The 19437-nt window shown below is 30.5% G+C and carries 21 protein-coding genes; 3 read left to right on the plus strand and 18 right to left on the minus strand.

Annotated features, from left to right (window positions below; translation table 11 throughout):
• The 3 genes from ACTT9U_RS02120 to ACTT9U_RS02130 form a co-directional block, all read right to left on the minus strand.
• Positions 1–864 carry a carbohydrate ABC transporter permease gene (locus ACTT9U_RS02120; RefSeq protein WP_041487695.1) on the minus strand — a complete coding sequence of 288 codons (864 nt, stop codon included), beginning with the start codon at positions 862–864 and terminating at the stop codon, positions 1–3.
• A 71-nt stretch (positions 865–935) separates the two neighbouring features.
• Positions 936–2474: an extracellular solute-binding protein gene (locus ACTT9U_RS02125; RefSeq protein WP_440931544.1), complete on the minus strand. Its 1539-nt coding sequence runs from the start codon at positions 2472–2474 to the stop codon at positions 936–938.
• Positions 2475–2492: 18 nt separating this feature from the next.
• Positions 2493–3554 carry an NAD(P)-dependent alcohol dehydrogenase gene (locus tag ACTT9U_RS02130; RefSeq protein ID WP_440931545.1) on the minus strand — a complete coding sequence of 354 codons (1062 nt, stop codon included), beginning with the start codon at positions 3552–3554 and terminating at the stop codon, positions 2493–2495.
• 141 nt (positions 3555–3695) lie between these two features.
• On the opposite strand from ACTT9U_RS02130, the gene ACTT9U_RS02135 reads away from it, so the two are divergent.
• A complete protein-coding gene (locus ACTT9U_RS02135) occupies positions 3696–4784 on the plus strand; it encodes a GAF domain-containing protein (RefSeq protein ID WP_440931546.1) in 1089 nt (362 codons plus the stop codon).
• Here ACTT9U_RS02135 and ACTT9U_RS02140 read toward each other — a convergent pair.
• From ACTT9U_RS02140 to hspQ, 15 genes are all read right to left on the minus strand, one after another.
• Positions 4781–5992, minus strand: a complete 1212-nt coding sequence (locus ACTT9U_RS02140) for an MFS transporter (protein ID WP_440931547.1) — start codon at positions 5990–5992, stop codon at positions 4781–4783. The two genes, ACTT9U_RS02135 and ACTT9U_RS02140, sit on opposite strands and share 4 nt — an antisense overlap.
• A 6-nt stretch (positions 5993–5998) precedes the next feature.
• Entirely contained in the window at positions 5999–6952 is a 954-nt protein-coding gene (locus ACTT9U_RS02145; RefSeq protein ID WP_440931548.1) for a 2-hydroxyacid dehydrogenase, read from the minus strand.
• A gap of 7 nt (positions 6953–6959) precedes the next feature.
• A complete protein-coding gene (gene glcF / locus ACTT9U_RS02150) occupies positions 6960–8249 on the minus strand; it encodes a glycolate oxidase subunit GlcF (RefSeq protein ID WP_440931549.1) in 1290 nt (429 codons plus the stop codon).
• Entirely contained in the window at positions 8249–9529 is a 1281-nt protein-coding gene (locus tag ACTT9U_RS02155) for an FAD-binding protein (protein WP_440931550.1), read from the minus strand. The genes glcF and ACTT9U_RS02155 overlap by 1 nt, the downstream gene beginning before the upstream one ends.
• On the minus strand, positions 9483–10976 hold the full coding sequence (locus ACTT9U_RS02160; RefSeq protein WP_440931551.1) for an FAD-linked oxidase C-terminal domain-containing protein: 1494 nt from the start codon (positions 10974–10976) through the stop codon (positions 9483–9485). Before ACTT9U_RS02160 ends, ACTT9U_RS02155 begins: the two co-directional genes overlap by 47 nt.
• Positions 10977–10981: 5 nt before the next feature.
• Positions 10982–12145 (minus strand): pyridoxal phosphate-dependent aminotransferase, encoded by a 1164-nt coding sequence (locus ACTT9U_RS02165; protein ID WP_440931552.1) that lies wholly within the window; start codon positions 12143–12145, stop codon positions 10982–10984.
• Between the two features lie 2 nt (positions 12146–12147).
• A complete protein-coding gene (locus ACTT9U_RS02170) occupies positions 12148–13299 on the minus strand; it encodes an alpha-hydroxy acid oxidase (protein WP_440931553.1) in 1152 nt (383 codons plus the stop codon).
• An 8-nt stretch (positions 13300–13307) separates the two neighbouring features.
• Complete coding sequence (locus ACTT9U_RS02175) at positions 13308–13832, minus strand: acyloxyacyl hydrolase (RefSeq protein ID WP_440931554.1); 525 nt, start codon at positions 13830–13832, stop codon at positions 13308–13310.
• A 13-nt stretch (positions 13833–13845) separates the two neighbouring features.
• A complete protein-coding gene (locus ACTT9U_RS02180) occupies positions 13846–14208 on the minus strand; it encodes a cytochrome c-type biogenesis protein (RefSeq protein ID WP_440931555.1) in 363 nt (120 codons plus the stop codon).
• Complete coding sequence (locus ACTT9U_RS02185; protein ID WP_440931556.1) at positions 14205–14723, minus strand: redoxin family protein; 519 nt, start codon at positions 14721–14723, stop codon at positions 14205–14207. Before ACTT9U_RS02185 ends, ACTT9U_RS02180 begins: the two co-directional genes overlap by 4 nt.
• Entirely contained in the window at positions 14713–16593 is a 1881-nt protein-coding gene (locus ACTT9U_RS02190) for a heme lyase CcmF/NrfE family subunit (protein WP_440931557.1), read from the minus strand. Before ACTT9U_RS02190 ends, ACTT9U_RS02185 begins: the two co-directional genes overlap by 11 nt.
• Before the next feature lies 1 nt (position 16594).
• On the minus strand, positions 16595–17014 hold the full coding sequence (ccmE, locus tag ACTT9U_RS02195; RefSeq protein ID WP_440931558.1) for a cytochrome c maturation protein CcmE: 420 nt from the start codon (positions 17012–17014) through the stop codon (positions 16595–16597).
• Between the two features lie 8 nt (positions 17015–17022).
• Entirely contained in the window at positions 17023–17229 is a 207-nt protein-coding gene (ccmD, locus tag ACTT9U_RS02200) for a heme exporter protein CcmD (RefSeq protein WP_440931559.1), read from the minus strand.
• 17 nt (positions 17230–17246) lie between these two features.
• On the minus strand, positions 17247–17954 hold the full coding sequence (gene ccmC, locus ACTT9U_RS02205; RefSeq protein WP_440931560.1) for a heme ABC transporter permease CcmC: 708 nt from the start codon (positions 17952–17954) through the stop codon (positions 17247–17249).
• 181 nt (positions 17955–18135) lie between these two features.
• Positions 18136–18456, minus strand: coding sequence for a heat shock protein HspQ (hspQ, locus tag ACTT9U_RS02210; RefSeq protein ID WP_440908915.1), 321 nt, complete (start codon positions 18454–18456; stop codon positions 18136–18138).
• 86 nt (positions 18457–18542) lie between these two features.
• On the opposite strand from hspQ, the gene ACTT9U_RS02215 reads away from it, so the two are divergent.
• Positions 18543–19094: a septation protein A gene (locus tag ACTT9U_RS02215; RefSeq protein ID WP_440931561.1), complete on the plus strand. Its 552-nt coding sequence runs from the start codon at positions 18543–18545 to the stop codon at positions 19092–19094.
• Entirely contained in the window at positions 19087–19434 is a 348-nt protein-coding gene (locus ACTT9U_RS02220) for a DUF2794 domain-containing protein (RefSeq protein ID WP_440931562.1), read from the plus strand. The genes ACTT9U_RS02215 and ACTT9U_RS02220 overlap by 8 nt, the downstream gene beginning before the upstream one ends.
• The last annotated feature ends 3 nt before the right edge of the window (positions 19435–19437 follow it).

A 19437-nucleotide genomic window follows, 5' to 3' on the forward strand; every position in this document is an offset into this window, starting at 1 on the left:
TTATTCCTTTAATAGAAGTTTTGTTAAAACCTTAGCAATGATTGTTAAGCTTATGATCATTATAATCAAATATGTAAATGACATTGAAGCTGCATAACCCATTTGAAATTCCCTTAATCCTTTAATGAAAATATAAAAGCTTGAAGTCTCTGTTGAAGTTCCAGGGCCACCTGAAGTTAAAACATAAACTGTATCCATAATTTTAGATGCTTCAATTAATCTAATAATAATTGCGCCTATTGATATTGGAGCCATTAAAGGAAATGTTACATAAATAAATTTTCTCACTGGACTAGCACCGTCAATAGCGGCAGCTAAAAAAGGTTCTTTTGGTAGTGATAATAATCCTGCTAACAATAATAAAAACATAAATGGAGTCCACTGCCAAACTTCAACGATGATTACCGTAAACTTTGCGATAACTGGATCAGTAAGCCATTTAGGTGAAACACCAAAATTAGACAAAATATCATTTACTGGTCCAAGCGACTCGTGAAAGAAAGTTCTCCATATTACAGTCATGATGACTGGTGTGGTCATCATCGGAATTAAAAACAAAACTCTAAAAAATCTTTTAAATTTTATATCTTTCCAAACCATATGTGCTAAAGCAAAACCAATCACATATTGGAGAATTACAGTTGTTACTGATAAAAAACTTAATCTAAAAAATGATTCCCAGAATCTAGGATCATCTGTAAATAATCTAATATAATTTTCTAAACCAATAAAATCTAACCCAGGATTATAACTATTCCATCCTGATAAACTTAATCTTACTACAAATATTATTGGAAAAATTAAAATTCCTATGAGCACAAATAAACCTGGAAACAAAAAAAAGTATTTATGCTTAAAGTTCATTTGTAAAATTGGATTATATAAATTTTGTTTAATGTGGCCATTAATTTTTATGGCCACATAAAGTTAATTAACTACAGTTTGTTGTCTTCCATTTTGACACCAACAGCGTAGGCTTTTTGTACTGCTTTTTTACCTACTCTGCTTACAATTGCTTCCCACTCTTTAGCAACTTCATCTAAAGCAGCTTGAGGAGATAATTGTCCTGCAAGAGCTTTTGAAGTTCCTGTAGCTACAGCACTTGTAAATTCAAATACACCTGGAACTCTTAGAGGGAAAACTCTGTTGTTACTTTTTTCCATATCTAAAAGTGTTTTAGTGTAACTGTTAGCGATCTCTGGATCCCAACCCATGCTATTAATATAAATGTTAGGGTCAAAGTCTGAGTTCTTAAATGGGTTAACACCAAATCTACCAATTGCTAAATCAGCTTGGTGGTTTGCACCATTAGAAAAGAAACATAGATAATCAAAAGCCATATCTTTTACTTTACTTTTCTTAGCAACACCTACTGCCCAACCCCAAACGATGTATGGAGCTTGGTTAAATTGGTTTTCCCAGCTATTAGATGCTCTGTTCCAAACTCTGTCAGAACCTGGAAGTGGAGCCGCACCTACTTTATTTTTAATAGGACTGTCATCTTGCATCGCAGCGATGAAAGCATCATCCCATGAAAAACTAAATAAAGTTTGTCCACCACCAAATGATCCAATTTCATCACCTAAACCAAAGTTAGTTCCTCCTGGAGGAACATATTTAGTAGCTTCAACCCAATCAGTTAATGCCTCAACAAATCCTGGGTTATTGATATTTGGTTTCATAGTTTCTAAATCAAAAAAGAAACCACCTGGAGTTCTTGGATTTTTAGCATATGCAACTGATCTGCTGAAAAAAGCTGCAAACATTAAGTCATCTTTTTTCATAACTTCAGCTGAACCATATTCTTTTTCACCGTCTCCATCCCAATCCCAATCATTGAAATATTTAGCCATTTCACCGTATTCTTTCCAAGTTCTAGGAACTCTTAATTCTTTACCAGTGTCGGCTTTATATTTTTTCTGCATTTCAGGATTATCGATGACATCTTTTCTATATTTTAAATAGTGTCTGTCACCATCAACCGGATATTGATACATTGTACCATCCCATGAAGACACACCCATATGAGATTTAGTTACATCTTTCATCTCAGGTGAATTCATGTACTTCTTAGGTACTGGTGCTAAGTATCTTTTCCAATCATTAATGAAATTGGAAAATCCAAACACAATGTCGTAAGGTGCTTGTCCAGCTTGAAATGGAACCATTGCTTTAGAATACAAATCACCTGCAGGTGTATGTGTAACCTCAACTTTAGCTCCAGTTAATTTTTCAAACTGTTCAGCATGTAGAGCTGTTGGCTCTCCCATTACTGGAATTGCGTGAGTATTAATTTTAAGAGTTTGTCCACTGTAATCTTTCTTAGAAATTTCTTCATAAGAACACATTCCTGGGATGTCTCCTGTAGCTTTGATATGTGGAAATTGATCGCTCCACTTATCAGCGTACGCAACAGGACTGAATACCATTAATCCTGATAAAAGAACTGTTGCGAATGTTTTTATTGTCTTCATCTCTTCTCCTTTTTATTATTATGGAACTAAGACCGCACGACCTTTAACTTTACCTTCGTTTAAGTCATGAAGTGCTTTGTTAGCATCATCTAATTTATATTCTTGCATAGATAGCTTAACTTTTCCTCTGTCAGCTAATTCCATCAATTCATATAACTCAGACCACGTTCCTACTAAATTACCTACAATTGTTTTCTCAGAAATAATTAAATCAACTGCTAGAGATTTAATTTCCTCTCCGTATCCAACAATGTAATAAAAACCACCATTAGAAGTCATTTCAATTCCCATGGCAGTAGATCCTTTTTCACCAACAAAATCGATTACAGCTTCAGAACCTTTTCCTTTTGTAAGTTCTTTTACTTTCTCGATTTCATTACCATCAATTAAAACTCCGTGATCACCACCAAGCTCCATTGCATGTTTTAATGCTTTTTCAGATTTTTCTACAATAATAATGTCTGCAGCACACATTGCTTTTAAACATTGAATTGCAATGTGACCTAAACCACCAGCTCCAATTATCGTACAGCTTTGACCTGGAAGCAAATGTCTTGTAGCTTTCTTAACTACTCTGTAAGCAGTCAAGCCAGCATCAGAAAAAGGCGCAACATCTTTTGGTGCTAAAACTTTTGGAAGTTTGATTAAATTTCTAACACTTGTTTTTAATAATTCAGAGTATCCACCTTCTTTAATGCTTAAACCTGGAAATGCACCTCCAGCTGCGTGCATATCATTTCCTCTTCTGCAATCTAAGCACGTGCCATCTGTTCCTGAAATTAATGGGTGAAGAATTACTGGATCACCTTTTTTAAATTCAGTAACGTCTTTACCAACATCTTCAACCCAACCTGCATTTTCGTGACCCATTACACATGGTAATAATTCACCATCTGGATCTTGAATATGTTTCCAAACTCCTTCAATAATATGTAGATCAGTTCTGCAAACACCTGCAGCACCAATTTTTACAATTACATCAGAGGCCTTTTCAATTTTTGGATCAGGCATTTCTTTATTAGTCACCCAGGTTTGTTCTTTCATCTCTGGGTCATACTTGTGTAAAACTTGAGCTTTCATATATTTTATCTCCCTTTAACAAAGAAGCTTATTAAATTTAGAGCATTTAAAGGAGTCTTGTGAATTTAAAGATGTTCAGAAAATTAACATATACAACCTATAGTTGGTTGTTTAAATTATTAAAAAAATTTATTGTTGCTCATGTCAAATTTATCGATCGTAGAAAAAGAATTTAAGACAATCTTAAAAAAAAGAGAAATGTTAACCGCTAACATGAACTCTGAAATTTCTGACAGTTGGGCTAGATGTATTTCTAATGGATTAGATCCGTTTAAAAGACCAAAAAGAAGCGTAATATCATTTCAAGAATTAGAGGAAATCAGACAAAAAAAAGAAAGCATAAGAAAAATTATTATTCCAGAATTAGAACTTTTATATTCACAAGTTGCCGGCACGAATTTTATGGTGGCCTTCTCAGATAATGAAGGTTTAGTTTTAGATACTATTTATGACAAATCTTGTTTAGAGGGAGATGTGGGTAAAGCAGTAATACCTGGATCTATTTGGTCAGAAAAAGTTTGTGGAACAAATGGTCTTGGTCTAGCTGTTGCATTACAAAAACCTACTATTGTTTCTGGTAAAGAACATTTTTTTACCAATCATGAAAAAATTTCATGCTTTGCAAGTCCCATAATTAATCATGAAGGAAAAACAGTTGGAATAATTGATGCATCAACTGATGCAAGATCAAGAGAACAACATACTCTGGCATTAGTAAATCTTGCAACAAGGAGTATTGAAACAAAATTATTCATTGAGCAATTTAAAAATGAATTAATCTTAAACTTCCACCCGAGACAAGAATATTTATCTACTACAAGTGTAGGTTTGTTAGCAATCAATGGTGATGGAATTATTGTAGGGTCAAACTCTAATGCAAAAATTATGTTACATGGTTTGATGGATATTAAAAATCAAGATTTTAATAATATTTTTACAGATACTTTTTCATCAATAGCAAGCAATATACTAAATAACAAAGTTATTAAAGTAACTGACTATTTAGGCTCATCAGTATTTATTGTGAAGAATCAAAATTATAATGGTGAGAATAAAAAACAAATTATTCAAAATATAAAAACATATGCATGTGAAAATTGTAAAGATGCAAAGATGAAAAGAGAAAAATGTATATTAATAAAATCTACTTTTGCACAAACTCAAAGTATATCTAAAACAGCTAGAAGATTGGGTATATCAAGAACAACTGTTTATAAACACTTAAATTAATTTTTACTTTTAAACAAAAAGAACAGGTAAGAAAAAAACGATGTCAATAATACAAACGACATTGCAATTTTAAATGAATTTTCCTCAGAAATATTTATTTTCATACCTAAATCAATAATCAAACCTATTATCCATTGTAAAAAAAAAGCTCCAACAAATAAAAGTAAATTAAAAGAAGTTAATGCCTTACCAGCATTGTTTAATGGAAATGCCATTCCAACAGCTGGTTGAGTTAATGATAAAAATATTGAACTAATACCGAAAATTGCCCAATGAATTGCACCTGCTTTAGAACCTAATAAAATTATTACAACTAAAACAATTAAATTTAATGGAGCTCCCCATCTTAAAAGTTTTACTGCATCAGAAATATTTTTAGAAAACCTTGGTATATAATAACCCCAAAGTAAAAAAGAAAATAACAAACTAGAATAAAGTAAAAATAAACCTTTAGCACTTTCTTCGGGTGTATATCCTGAAACTCTTGTTAACCATGGTCCAGCCCACAGAGTTTGTATCGCAAAAAGGGCGCCGTAATTAAAAAAACCCATAGGAACTAAACTCTTAAAAAAATTGTTACTCCAAATATCACTCAATCTTCCTTGTTTAGAGGTTTGATTGGAATTTGAATTTTCCCAATTTGGAATAAATAAAACGATCAAAATAATACAAATTGAAGTTAATATTGCTAAATTAATAAAAACACCTCTCCATCCAACACTTGGTAATAGATATTGAACTGGCAAACTAGAAGACAACATACCAATCGCTCCTACCATCAACATCCATGAATTTGATCTTTGTTGTGTTCCATCTTGAAACCAAACTCGGTAAGCAGTTAATGGGCCCATCAAACATGCCCCTACACCAATCCCAATTAATAATCTTGATAATAACAATATTTGAAAATTCTTTGCATTAGCAAATAATATTATTCCTACAATTGTTAATGATAAAAAATAAGAAACAATTTTTTTAGGACCTTTAGAATCTAATAAATATCCTAACGGAATTTGAACACTGGCAAATCCTAAAAAATATGCTCCACTCAACAACCCAAGATCTCCTGAAGACAGACTAAATTCTGAGACTAGTTCTGGAGAAATTGTTGCATTAATTGCTCTAAGCAACGTGGATATGAAATAACCAAGAGCAAAAACTAAGAAAATTATAATAGCTTTTGATTTTGATAAAACTGGTTTTAACATCCCAGTTTAATTTACTTTATTTTTGCAATTTCCTGTTTTAAAAAATTCATCGATGTTATCGATTGCTAGATCACCCATTGCTATTCTAGTATCTTTGGTAGCACTACCTAAGTGAGGTAAAATAAAAACAGACTTAATTTTATTATATCCAGGATTTAAATTGGGTTCGTTTTTATAAACATCTAAACCAGCTGCATAAATCTTACGTCTGTTTAAAGCATCTATCAGTGCTTCATCATCAACTATATCACCTCTTGCAACGTTGGTGATAACTGCACCTTTTGGAAAATATTCTACTGTTTCTTTATTAATCATATTTTCAGTTTCTTTTGTAGCTGGACAACAAATAGAAAGAACATCTGAAACTGAAAACAAACTTTTAATATTATCATGATAAACAGCACCTTGCTCTTTATCCTCACTCAACTTTGATCTATTATGATAATGAATTACCATACCTAAAGATCTTGCTATATTTGCAATTTTTTGACCTATTCGACCCATACCTAAAATTCCCAGACGTGTTCCTGTAAGTTGCTTTCCAATTAAATAATCAGCTGACCATTTCCATCCACCTTCTCTAGCAGATTCTATTCCCTCAGATGCCCTTCTGCATGCTCCTAAGATCAGTAATATTCCTATCTCGGCTGTAGCATCAGATAAAACCTCTGGAGTATTTGTTACAGCTATTCCTCTTTTGTTTGCAGCTTCTAAATCTATATTTCCAAAACCAACAGCAAAATTTGAAATTATTTTTATTGAGTCTGGAAGTTTATTTATTGTATCAGCATCCATCTTTTCAGTAAGTGAGGATAAAATTCCATCACAACCTTCGCTCATTTCAATTATTTTTGATTGAGAATATAGTTCGTCATTAGTATTAAATTTTGCATCAAATAATTTTGCAGCTTTATCTTCGCTTTCTCTAATTAATTTTCTTGTAACTAAAATTTTTTTCATAGCTCTCCTATTTTAAAATCTCTGGTTTTGGGCCACCTGTATACCAATCTAATACTTCAATTGTATGCAAAATTGGAACTTTAGTACCATGAGATATTTGTGTAATACAACCTATATTTCCAGTCGAAATAAAATCTGGATTTAAACTCTCTATATTATTCACCTTTTTCTCTAAAAGCTGTTTAGCAATTTTTGATTGTAAAATATTATACGTTCCTGCTGACCCACAACATATATGACCCTCTGGAATTTCCAAGATCTCATTATTAGTCTTTTCTAATAAAGAGATTGGTTGAGCATGAACCTTTTGACCATGTTGCATTGAGCAAGCTGAATGATATGCAACTTTATATTTTTTATCTTTTGTTTTGATATCTAGTTTTAAACTTTCAAAAAGATACTCAGATACGTCTTTAGTAAGTGATGAAATTAATTTTGCTTTTTTTCTTAATTCTTTGTCATCTCTAAAAATAAATCCATAGTCCTTCATTGTGGTCCCACATCCTGAGGTATTAGATAATATTGCATCTAAGTTACCCTTCTTATGCTCTTCATACCAAGTATTTATATTATTCCTAAAATCATGATGTGCGTCCTCTTCTTTCCCCAAATGATGATTTAGTGAGCCGCAGCATCTAATTTGTTTTGGGACAACCACTTCAACTCCATGTCTATTTAATAATCTAATTGTTGCTTCATTAATTTGTGGAGAGATTTCTTTTTGCACACAACCAGTTAGTAAAGCAACTCTGGCAATTTTATTTTTTCCCTTCGCTCTATATACTTCTTGAACCGGTAAAGTTTTTTTAGGAAAAGAAGTTGGCATCAGCTCAATCATATCTTTAATTTTTGAGGGAAATAAAAATTTAAATGGCTTGATAAGTTTCACACCATAACTTGATAATTTAAAAACTTTAACATTTGGAAGAGTGATAGATAAAAAATATCTTATAATTTTATCAAACAAAGGTCTTTTGTAATTTTTTTCAATGTATTTTTTTCCATGGTCAATGACATGCATATAATTAACACCAGCTGGACATGTAGTCATACAACTGTAACAAGATAGGCATCTATCAATATGTTTGACCACCTTCTCATTAGGCTGTTTGTTATTTTCAAGCATATCTTTAATTAAATAAATTCTTCCTCTCGGCCCATCTAATTCATCACCCAATAGTTGATGTGTAGGACATGTTGCATTACACATTCCACAATGAACACACTTTTTAAAAATTTTTTCTGTAGATTTATTGTCAGAATCTTTTAACTGTGGTTCTGTAAAATTTGTTTGCATTATATTCCTCTATACATCTTCCCAGGATTTAATACCCTCTTAGGATCAAAACTTTGTTTAATTTTTTCTGAAATGATCAATCTTGTTTTATCTATTGTAAAAATAGTTTCTTCATAATCATAATCTTGAGCTGGCTTAATAATAGTAAGATATCCACCTAATTTAATAGCTAATTCTTTCATTTCTTTAATTTTATTATTTTTTTTTGAAGGAACATCAATCCAGAATAAAGCACCACACCAATCTATGTAATATTTAAACTTGTTTCCCAAATGTTTCATCATTTCAACACCTGATGCAGGCTCTATCACCAAGCGTATAAGATTATTTTTTGTTTTAGAAAATAATTCTAAATTATTCACTTTTTTCCAAAATGGGACCGATTGATAATTTTCTAAAATCACACTTTTAAGTTTATCTAATTCTAACTCTTTGCTTATACTTTTAATTTTTTCTCCAACTGAAATTTTATCTCCTTCAACTCTTAACGCTAAGAAAGAATTTTTAACCTCTAAATCATTAAATTTAAAAACTTCATTTTTGTTTTTTTCAATACCAGCATCATCTGGCTCATTTGGAATGAAAACAGCACCAGAAATCTCACTGCTTGACTCGGCTACTTTATCGAAAATATTATAAACTTTTTTTGGGTCTTCTACATCTATAACAATTGTGTTGGATATCTTCTTTTTTGGTAAAACCTTTAAAGTGATTTCTGTAAGAGCAACCAAAGTACCAAAAGATCCTGCTACTAATTTTGATAAATCGTAACCTGTAACATTTTTCACTACTGTCCCACCTGATTTAATTATTTCTCCTTTTCCATTAACTCCTCTAAAGCCTAGTACATGATCTCTGACACTTCCTACTTTAAATCTTCTTGAGCCGGCATAATTACAAGCAAGATAGCCTCCAATTGTTCCCTTATTGGAATTGCCATCTTCGATATATCCAAAATCAATTAATTCAAATGCCAATTCTTGCTCATTTTTTTCTAATTCTTTTTCAATATCTTCTATCAAGGTATTTGCTTTAACTTTGATATAAAGTTCTTCAGGAAAATATTCGATAATTCCAGATAATTTTGATAATGAAATTTTATTTGCGGCTTGTGTTTTATTTCCAATAAATTTTTTAGAATTTGATCCAATTACCTCTGCAGAAGAATTTTTATCAAAAAAATCTTTTACAAGAATAGAAACTTCATTCTCATTATTTGGAAAATAAGTGTTATTAGAATCTTGGAAGATCTGGGAATTTGTTCTTACTTGTGTGGACATGAACCCTTCCTTCCTCTGCACATTTTCTTAAAATAGGATAAACTTTTCCTGGGTTTAATAAATTTTTTTCATCTAAAGATTTTTTAATATCCAGTTGTTGTTGAATGTCTGTATTGTTAAACATTTCACACATAAGTTCTCTTTTTTCGATCCCAACTCCATGCTCTCCAGTTATTACACCACCTAATTTTACACAGGTCTTTAAAATTTCAGCACCAAATTCTTCTGTTTTTCTTAATTGTTCTTTATCACTTCCATCAAACATAATTAATGGATGTAAGTTTCCATCACCTGCATGAAAACAATTGGCAACTGGTAGATCATATTTTTCTGATAGTTTTTTTATCTCTAAAAGTGCTTCTGCAAGTTTTCCTCTTGGTATGACTCCATCCATACAATAATAGTCTGGAGCCATTGCTCCACATGCTGGAAATGCAGCTTTTCTGCCAGCCCAAAATTTTAATCTTTCTTGTTCATTTTTACTTAATTTTAAACTTGAACAATTATTTTTTTTGGAAATTTCACTTACTTTTTTTAATAATTCATTAACTTCAGACTCTGTGCCGTCAAGTTCTACAATTAATAATAATTCCGCATCCCTTGGATATCCTGCCTTACTAAAATTGTCAGTTGCTTCAATTAAAGCTTTATCCATTATTTCCATACCTGCTGGAACTATCCCACTTGAAATTATTTCAGAAGCTGCATCACCACCTTCTTTGATTGATGGAAAACCAATTAGTGCAGCTTTTACTACTTGTGGTTTTTTTAATATCTTAACTGTAACTTCTGTAACAACACCTAATAATCCTTCTGATCCACAAATTAATCCCATTAGATCATAACCCTCTTGATCTAAAGCTTTTCCTCCAAATCTGCAGATAGTTCCATCCATCATAACCATTTCAACACCAAGAATATTGTTTGTAGTTGTTCCATACTTAAGTGAATGCACTCCACCTGAGTTTTCAGCAACATTTCCTCCTATGGAACAAGCTAATTGACTAGAAGGATCTGGTGCATAATAAAAACCCTTATGTTGAACAGCATGTGTAATACCTAAATTTGTTACACCGGGCTGAGTCACAACACATTTATTTGAAAAATCTATATTTAAAATTTTATTAAATTTTCCTAAACCTAAAATAACTGCATCTTGTAAAGGTAGTGCTCCACCTGATAAACCTGTGCCAGCACCTCTTGGAATAACTTTAATATTTTCTTTATGGCAGTATTTAAGTATTTCACTTACTTCATTTGTATTTTCTGGCAAAACAACTGCAAGAGGAGTCTGTGTATATGCTGCTAAAGCATCAGTCTCGTAAGGCTTTATCTCGTCTGCATGACTTAAAACATTTTCTGGATTAGTTAGCTTACTTAAGTTCTTAACGATAGAACTTTTATTATCTATCGTTTTTTGGTCAATTTCAGGTAAAGTTATATCCATGCTTTTTACTTAAGCATTTTTTGAATATTATCAATCGCTTGAGATATATTGTCTTGAGACGCAGCAAAACTAAATCTTACATAATCACCTGAAGTTTTACCAAAAGCTGTACCTGGGACAATTGCTACACCAGCCTCATTCATTGCTCTATCACAAAATTCTTCACCATTCATGCCAGTGCCAATTACTTTTGGAAAAGCATAAAAAGCACCTCCGGGTAAACTACACTCAACACCAGGTAAACTGTTAAGACCTTCATGAATAAGTTTTCTTCTTTGAGTAAATTTTTCCATCATTTCATGAATTGAATCATCTGGACCATCTAATGCAGCAATACCAGCAAACTGAGCAGCGGCATTTACACAAGAAACACTGTTTATTAGAAGTTTATTAACGTGTTCAACTAAGTGCTCAGGCCAAAAACTCCATCCTAATCTCCAGCCTGTCATTGAATAAGCTTTACTCCATCCTTCTAATACAATCAATCTGTCTCTTAGTTCTGGATAATTGAAAAAAGTTGGCATTTCTTTACCATCAAAAATTTGTCTACTGTAAATTTCATCACTTAGAATTGTTACATGTGGATGTTTCTTTAATCCCTCTGCTAACTTATCAATTTCTGATTTTTCTACAAAACTTCCTGTAGGATTATTTGGATTAATTAAAATTAATAATCTTGTTTTATCGGTGATTAAAGACAGAATTTTATCTGCGCTAAATTTTAAATCTTTGTCCTCGGTTAAATCATATGGAACTGCTGTAGAACCAGTATAATTAATCATCGACTCATAAATAGGAAATGCTGGAGTTGGATGAATAATCTCAACCCCTGGTTCGCCAAAACATTGAATTGCATAATGCATAGTAGGTTTTCCACCAGGCATAATAATTATTCTTTCAGGATCTATCTCTTGATTATAAAGACTTTTAATTTTTCTAGTTACAGATTGACGGCACTCTAAAATACCGTTTGATAGTACGTATCCGTGATGACCATCATCTAAAGCTTTTTTTGCAGCTTCTACAATATGTTTAGGAGTTTTAAAATCAGGTTGCCCTAACCCTAAATGGATCATAGGTTTTCCTTGTGCTTCTAGTTTTTTTGCTCTTGCTAGAACGCTAAATGCTGTTTCAGTCCCTAATCTATTTAAACTTTCGGCTAATTTCATAATTATCTCCTATAAATTATCTTTGTTCTATTTAATTCACTCAAATTTTTACAACCCATTAAAACCATATTTCTGTTTATTTCTTCACGCATATTGTGAAGTAGTTTTTCAACTCCTGGCTGACCAGCAGCTCCTAAAGCAAATAAAAACATTCTGCCAAAACTACACGCTTTTGCTCCAGCCGCAAGTGCTTTTAACACATGAGTGCCACGTCTAATTCCACCATCTAGTATGATTTCAAGCTTATCTCCCACTGCATCTGATATTTCTTTTACTTGATCAAAAGGAGATCTTGAGCCATCAAGTTGTCTTCCACCATGATTAGAAATCATGATTGCTGTGCATCCAATATCTATTGCTCTTTTAGCATCTTCAACTGACATAACTCCTTTAAGCGCAAAAGGCTTACCCCATTTTTTCACACAATACTCAGCATCTTTCCAACTCATTGCTGGATCATACTGTTCATTGATATATTCAATTACAGACTTGGCGATGTTAGTTCCCTTATCTGTTTTAGTTGCAACATTTGCTAATGAAAATTTTTCATGTGTTAAATAATTAAAAACCCATTTAGGATGCATCGCAAAACTCATTAAACTCTGTAATGTAAGTTTAGGAGGTGTTGTAAAACCTGTCCTATGATCTTTTTCTCTATTACCTGCAACTAAAGTATCAACTGTTAAACACATACCATCGAAATTTGCTCTCTTGCATCTTTCTATTAAGTCATCAGTGATACCTGTGTCTTTATGAACATAAAGTTGAAAAAGTTTTGGGCCACTAGACACATTTGCAATTTCTTCAATAGTTGTATTGGCCATTGTAGACATGCTATAAAATGTTCCAAATTTTTCTGCTGCTCTGGCTGATGCTTTATCTCCTTCATGATGGTAAAGTCTTTGCATAGCAGTAGGAGATAAAAAAATTGGCATATCAATTTTTTTTCCAAAAACAGTTGTCGACAAATCAGGTTTACCAACGCTTGCTAAAACATTTGGAACTAAATCACAGTCATTGAACGCATCTGTATTTCGTCTTAAAGTAACTTCATCATCAGAACCGCCATCGATGTAATGAAATATAGGAGATGGTAGATTTTTTTTTGCTAATTTTCTGAAATCACTAAAATTGTGACAATCTTTTAAATTCATAAATTTTTTTAAAATTGTTTTGAGAAAGTTATGTGCTCATTATTTGAGCCAGGATTTATATCTCCCCAATCATTATTGGAGATGTGATTATAACTATAACTAATTTTTGAGTTTTTAAAAATATTTAATCCTAACTTAATTTCACTTTTAAATTCCAATGGACTTCCTAAATCTTTCCCTTGTCCTTCCTCATAAAATCCTGGAGCAAAACTTGGTGAAAGTGTTATTGGACCAAGTCCATACTCTACTTCCACACCTGTATACATATAAACTGCATTATCATCTGTTATAAATGCACCTGATAAAGGTTTAAATTTTCCAAGAAAAGTATCTCTGTATAAAGTTTCATCAATATGTTCTGCTCCATAAAGCTTAGCTTGATCATCTCCTTCTTTATCAATCACGTCAAACACACCTACATAGAAATCTACTTCATCTGATTTAATTAATTCTTCGTTGCTTAATTCTTCACCATTAACAGCTGAAAGCTTAAATAATAAAAATAAGAATAATCCAATTTGCAATAAGTTCATCAATTTTAAATGGTTAATTATTTTTTAAATTTAATTTTTTAACTATTATGACACCTCCAATCAAAAATAACAATAATGGCAAAATCCACAATAAGTATGTATTTTTTGATAATTCGGGATCATATAATATCCAGTCTCCGTATTTTTCTTTAAGAAAAATGTAAATTTCTTCTTCTTCCATTCCTTCATTTAATTTGTCATCAACAACTAACTTCAGGCTATTTGCAAATTCAGAGTCTGAGTCATAAACAGACTGACCCTGACAAATTAAACATCTAAGATTTTTTGTAATCTGAATTTTGAGCTTATCATTTTGTATTTCTCCATGTGCGGTTGAAATATTTATCAATAATAAAAATATTAAAATTTTTTTCATTGGCTTAAAATTCTCCTAATTTCTTGAACATTAATTTGGTTTAGTGGGCCTGTATATTTTTTAACAATCTTATTATTAAAAACTATAAAAGTTTCTGGTACTCCGTAAGCACCCCAATTTATTGATAATTTTCCATTGTCATCATTAAGAATTAGATCATAAGGATTGCCTAAATCATCAAGAAAATTTTCAGCATTTAATTTTAGATCTTTATAATTTATTCCAATCATTTTGAGTGAACTGATATCATTTAATTCTAACAAATATTTATGCTCTAATTGACAAGGTACACACCATGATGCCCATATATTAATCAAATAATATTCGTTGATCATAAAATCTTTACTTGAAAAACTTTCATTTGATTTAAAAATTTTTGCCTCAAATTCTGGAATGTTTTTATTCAAATCTACGTTCGGCGTATAAATGTTTGTTTGATTAAGACTTTTGTAAAAAACAAAAAAAACAAATATAAAAAAGAAGAAAACTAAAAATGGAACAATCTTATTTTTCATTTCTAGAATATAATAAATTAATTAATCCGCCCATTGAAATTATAAGTACAGAAATCCAAATCCAACTCATTAAAGGTTTAAATTGATATCTAAGATTAAAATAATTTTGATTTTGAACAACATTAATTACTAAAAACTTATCATAAAATAGGTTTGTTTTAATATCAGCTTCACTAGTGATAATTACAGGTTGATTATAAATTCTTAGTTCAGGTTTAAATTTTTCAGTATTATTTTTTTGATCTGTAATATCAAAATATCCGATTACAGATTCATAATTTTGTTTTTTAAATTTCTCTACTTTCTCTAAATAAATTTTTACTTTGCCATCATCATAACTCTCACCTACCCTAAGATTGGTTATTATTTCAGATGAAAGAAAATTATTTAAAAGTACACTTAGTATAAATAATCCAAAACCAAAGTGAGAGATTTTCTGAGAAATATTTTTAGTTTTATTGACAAAAAAATCTTTAAGAGTAATCAAAAAAAGAAAAAAGGCAGTACTCAATAACAAAGTATTTATTAAAAAATCTAAGTTTAGTCTAAAAACTAAATAAGAACTCAAAAGTAATGAAATACCAAAAAAAGAGATTAATGAAAATTTTTCTACAAATTTTGATTTTATCCAACTTAATTTTGGTCCAATAGCCATGGCAATTAAGAAAAAAAGTAAAAACGGAGCTATGAGTTTATGATAAAAAGGTGGTCCAACAGAAATTTTTTCAGATGAAATCACATCTAAAAAAATTGGATAAAGTGTTCCTATCAAAACTACAGATAAGAAATACATCATAAACCAATTATTAATTAATAGCGAAGTATCTTTGCTTAACCAAAAAAAATTACTTGAGACTCTATCTTGATTTTTATTAAAGAAAAAAAATATTACTAACGACAGTACAATTAATGAAAATAAAAATAATAAAATAAAAATTCCTCTTTCAGGATCATTAGCAAAAGTATGAACTGAATTTAATATTCCCGATCTCACCAAAAAAGTTCCACTCATACTTAAAGTGAATGTTGTAATTGAGAGAATTATTACCCAAGATTTAAGTAAGGTTCTTTTTTCTAAAACTATCAAACAATGTATTAATGTAGTTAAAGCTAACCAAGGCATAAGAGATACATTTTCCACAGGATCCCAAAACCAAAAACCTCCCCAACCTAATTCATAATATGCCCAAATAGATCCTAACAAGATACCAAGAGTTAAAAAAATCCAGGAAATATATGTCCATGTTTTTATGTGAGAAGCCCAAGAACTAGAAATATAATTTAAATATGTAGCTGATAAAGCTGATGAAAAAATAATTGATGCACCCACATACCCTAAATATAAAATAGGTGGATGAATAGCTAAAGCAGGATCCTGTAAAATTGGGTTTAAACCAAGTCCTTCATTAGGAACAGGAAATATATGCGAGAATGGGTTTGAAGTTTTTATAACAAATACAAAAAATCCAAAAATGATAATCTGTTGGAATATGGTTGTTAAAATTCTATAACTTTTTATCTGTCTTTTTGAGGTTAATAAAAAAATAAAAATAAATAATGTCAAAACTAATAACCACAACAATAAACTTCCTTCATGGTTTCCCCAGGTTCCTGCAATTTTATAAAATATAGGTTTAGTAGTATGAGAGTTGTTAAAAACAGTTTCATTACTAAAATCTGAAATAACAAACGAAATAATTAAACAGATAAAACTAATTAAAATAAATAATAATTGTAAAAAACTAAAAGATATAATTTTTGTGCTTAGATTGCTTGATTTTTTATAATCAATGAATGAGTAGTAAAAAATTGGAAATGAAATCAAAAATCCAAAAATTAACGAATACTTGCCTATAAGACTTGGTAACAATTTATTTCTCCTTCAATGCCTCTTTGACTTCAGGGGGCATGTAATTCTCATCATGCTTTGCTAGTATTTTTGTTGCTGAAAAAAAATTTCTATCTTTTAAATATCCTTCTGCAACTACTCCCTTTTCTTCTTCAAATAAATTAGGCAGAACACCTGTGTAAGATACATTTATTTCATTTTTAAAATCAGTGATGATAAAATTTACTTGATTGGTGTTCATACTTATAGAATTCTTTTTTACCATTCCTCCAATTCTAATTTTCTTCTTTGTTAACTCTGTAGTTTCTCTTATTTCTGACGGTGATTGAAAATAAACTACGTTTTCCTCTAAAGATTTAAGAATTAGAAAAATAGTAAGGATTAAAGTAATAAAAGCTAAAGATATAAACAAAATCCTTAACTTAACCTTACGACCAAACATTTATTGAATTAAATATTTGATGCGCCAGATAATATTTCTTGATTAATTCTTTGTGTTCTAGCTTGAGCAGCTTTGTTTGTGTCTAAGCTTCCAAATTTTTTCACGAATTTCGATTGTTCTTTAACGTACTGAATTTTTGTAACAATGTACAAACTTCCAAAACTAAAAAAAGTAAAACCAAACGCAGACCATACGTAAAGTCCGTAACCATTCATGTTTAGTAATTCATTTATCATAATCTATCTAAGCCTTTATTTTTAATTTTTATCAGTTCTGTATTATATTTCATTAAAAAAATCAGTAGAGAAAATAGAGCAAATGCCGCAGTCATTATTCCTAAAGGAAATAACATTGAACTGTGTATTGAAGATTTAGCTAAAATATTTATTGATGCTGGTTGATGAAGTGTGTTCCACCAATCAACAGAATACTTGATTATTGGAACGTTAATTATTCCAATCAAGGTAATAATCATCGAAATTTTATAAACTTTTTCTTTATCTTCATAAATTCTCCAAACAATTAAATACATTCCATAAAAAAGTAGTAAAATTAACATAGATGTAATTCTTGCATCCCACGCCCACCATGTTCCCCAAGTTGGTTTTCCCCATATAGATCCTGTCACAAGAGCAATTAAATTGAAAACAAACCCTGAAGGAGCCAAACTTTTTGCAATTAAAAATAAATTTTTACTTTTAAAAATAAAACCTAAAATAGATAAAATAGTTATTGATGTAAAGATACCTAACGAAATCCAAGCTGCTGGAACGTGTACATACATAATTCTTACTGCATCACTTTGTTTATAATCCTCTGGAGAAAATATTAAAGCTTCAGCTAATCCAATAATTAAGACGATACAAAATAAACCAACCACATATTTTGGCAGTCTTGACGTGACTAAAAAAATTTTGTTTGGCTCAAAAATTTTAAACATTTTAGATGTATTATATTATTTTTATTTTGAGGGATATTTAATATCTAAATCTCTCTGATCAAGAATGCAGAGGGAGATAATAAGGGGTTAACGTTTAGCACTCTTGATCAGATATGTTAAATATTAACAATGATGTATGACAAAGGTTTGAACCAATTATGTCTTAAAAGTGATTAGTTAATTAATTTGACTGCTTAAAATAGCCTGTACCCTTTTTTCCTGAAAAAATTTCTTCAATTAGAGGGTGTTTGATTGGCTCATCAGAATCATCAATCAAAAGATTTTGCTCTGAGACATATGCTTCATATGTAATCTCATCATTCTCAGCTAACAAATGATAAAAAGGCTGATCTTTTCGCGGACGTACATTTTTAGGAATAGATTGATACCATTCTTCAGAATTATTAAATTCAAAATCAACATCATATATGACACCTCTGAAATCGAAGTGTTTGTGTTTTACTATTTCGCCGATTGAGAATTTAGCTTTTTGTATTGCCATTGGGTTTAGTATGGGTATTTAAATTTAAAAATCAATATCAAAAATTTTAAGGTTTTGTGAAATTGTGGATATGTTAGTATCTTCTTGTGAATAAATCTTTTATAAAATTTTTAACTGATTTTGGGCCTTTAGTAATATTTTTTTACTTTTATTATGAGAGTGATAAAAATTTAAAGATTGCTATTCCACCATTTATTGTCGCGACTCTATTGGCTTTAGCAATTATGTGGGTATTAGAAAAAACTATTCCTAAAGTTCCATTGTTAAGTGGAATTTTAATTACTTTTTTTGGTGGTTTAACAATCTACTTCGATAATCCAGTTTTTATTTATATTAAACCTACAATTATAAACATTCTATTTGGGTTGGCTTTGATATTTGGGAAATATTTTACAAAAGAACCAGTCCTAAAAAAATTGATGGGAAAATCTATTGCTTTAACAGAGGAAGGTTGGGAAGTTTTAAATAAGAGGTGGGTTTATTTTTTCTTTGGACTTGCATTATTAAATGAAATTGTCTGGAGAACTCAATCAGAAGAATTTTGGGTAAATTTTAAAGTATGGGGTTTGCTGCCTATTACTTTTATATTTACAGCTTTTCAAATTGGTTTGATAAATAAATATAAAATTAATGAATAGAAATTTAAGACTTGTAGTAAATAACACTAATCAAAAACAAATTGAGGAAAAATATTTTTTTGAAAAAGAGGAACTTAAAATCATTTTAGACTTATATGCTAAAATGGTTTCGGAAGGTTCATGGCGTGATTATGGTTTAAGTATTTCCAGTAAACAAGTAGGTTTTAGTGTTTTTAAAAATGCTGCAGATAATGCTCTATATAAAATTTGTAAAAATTTTAAGCCAAAAAATCCTAATCTTAGATATTCAATAACAGATGTAAGTGGAAAAATTTTAAAAAATTCTTACGACTTAAAATCTCTCTTAAAAAACACCAATTGGAAAAAACTTCAGAAATAATGA

This window comes from Candidatus Pelagibacter sp. (assembly GCF_052049975.1).
Lineage (GTDB): Bacteria > Pseudomonadota > Alphaproteobacteria > Pelagibacterales > Pelagibacteraceae > Pelagibacter.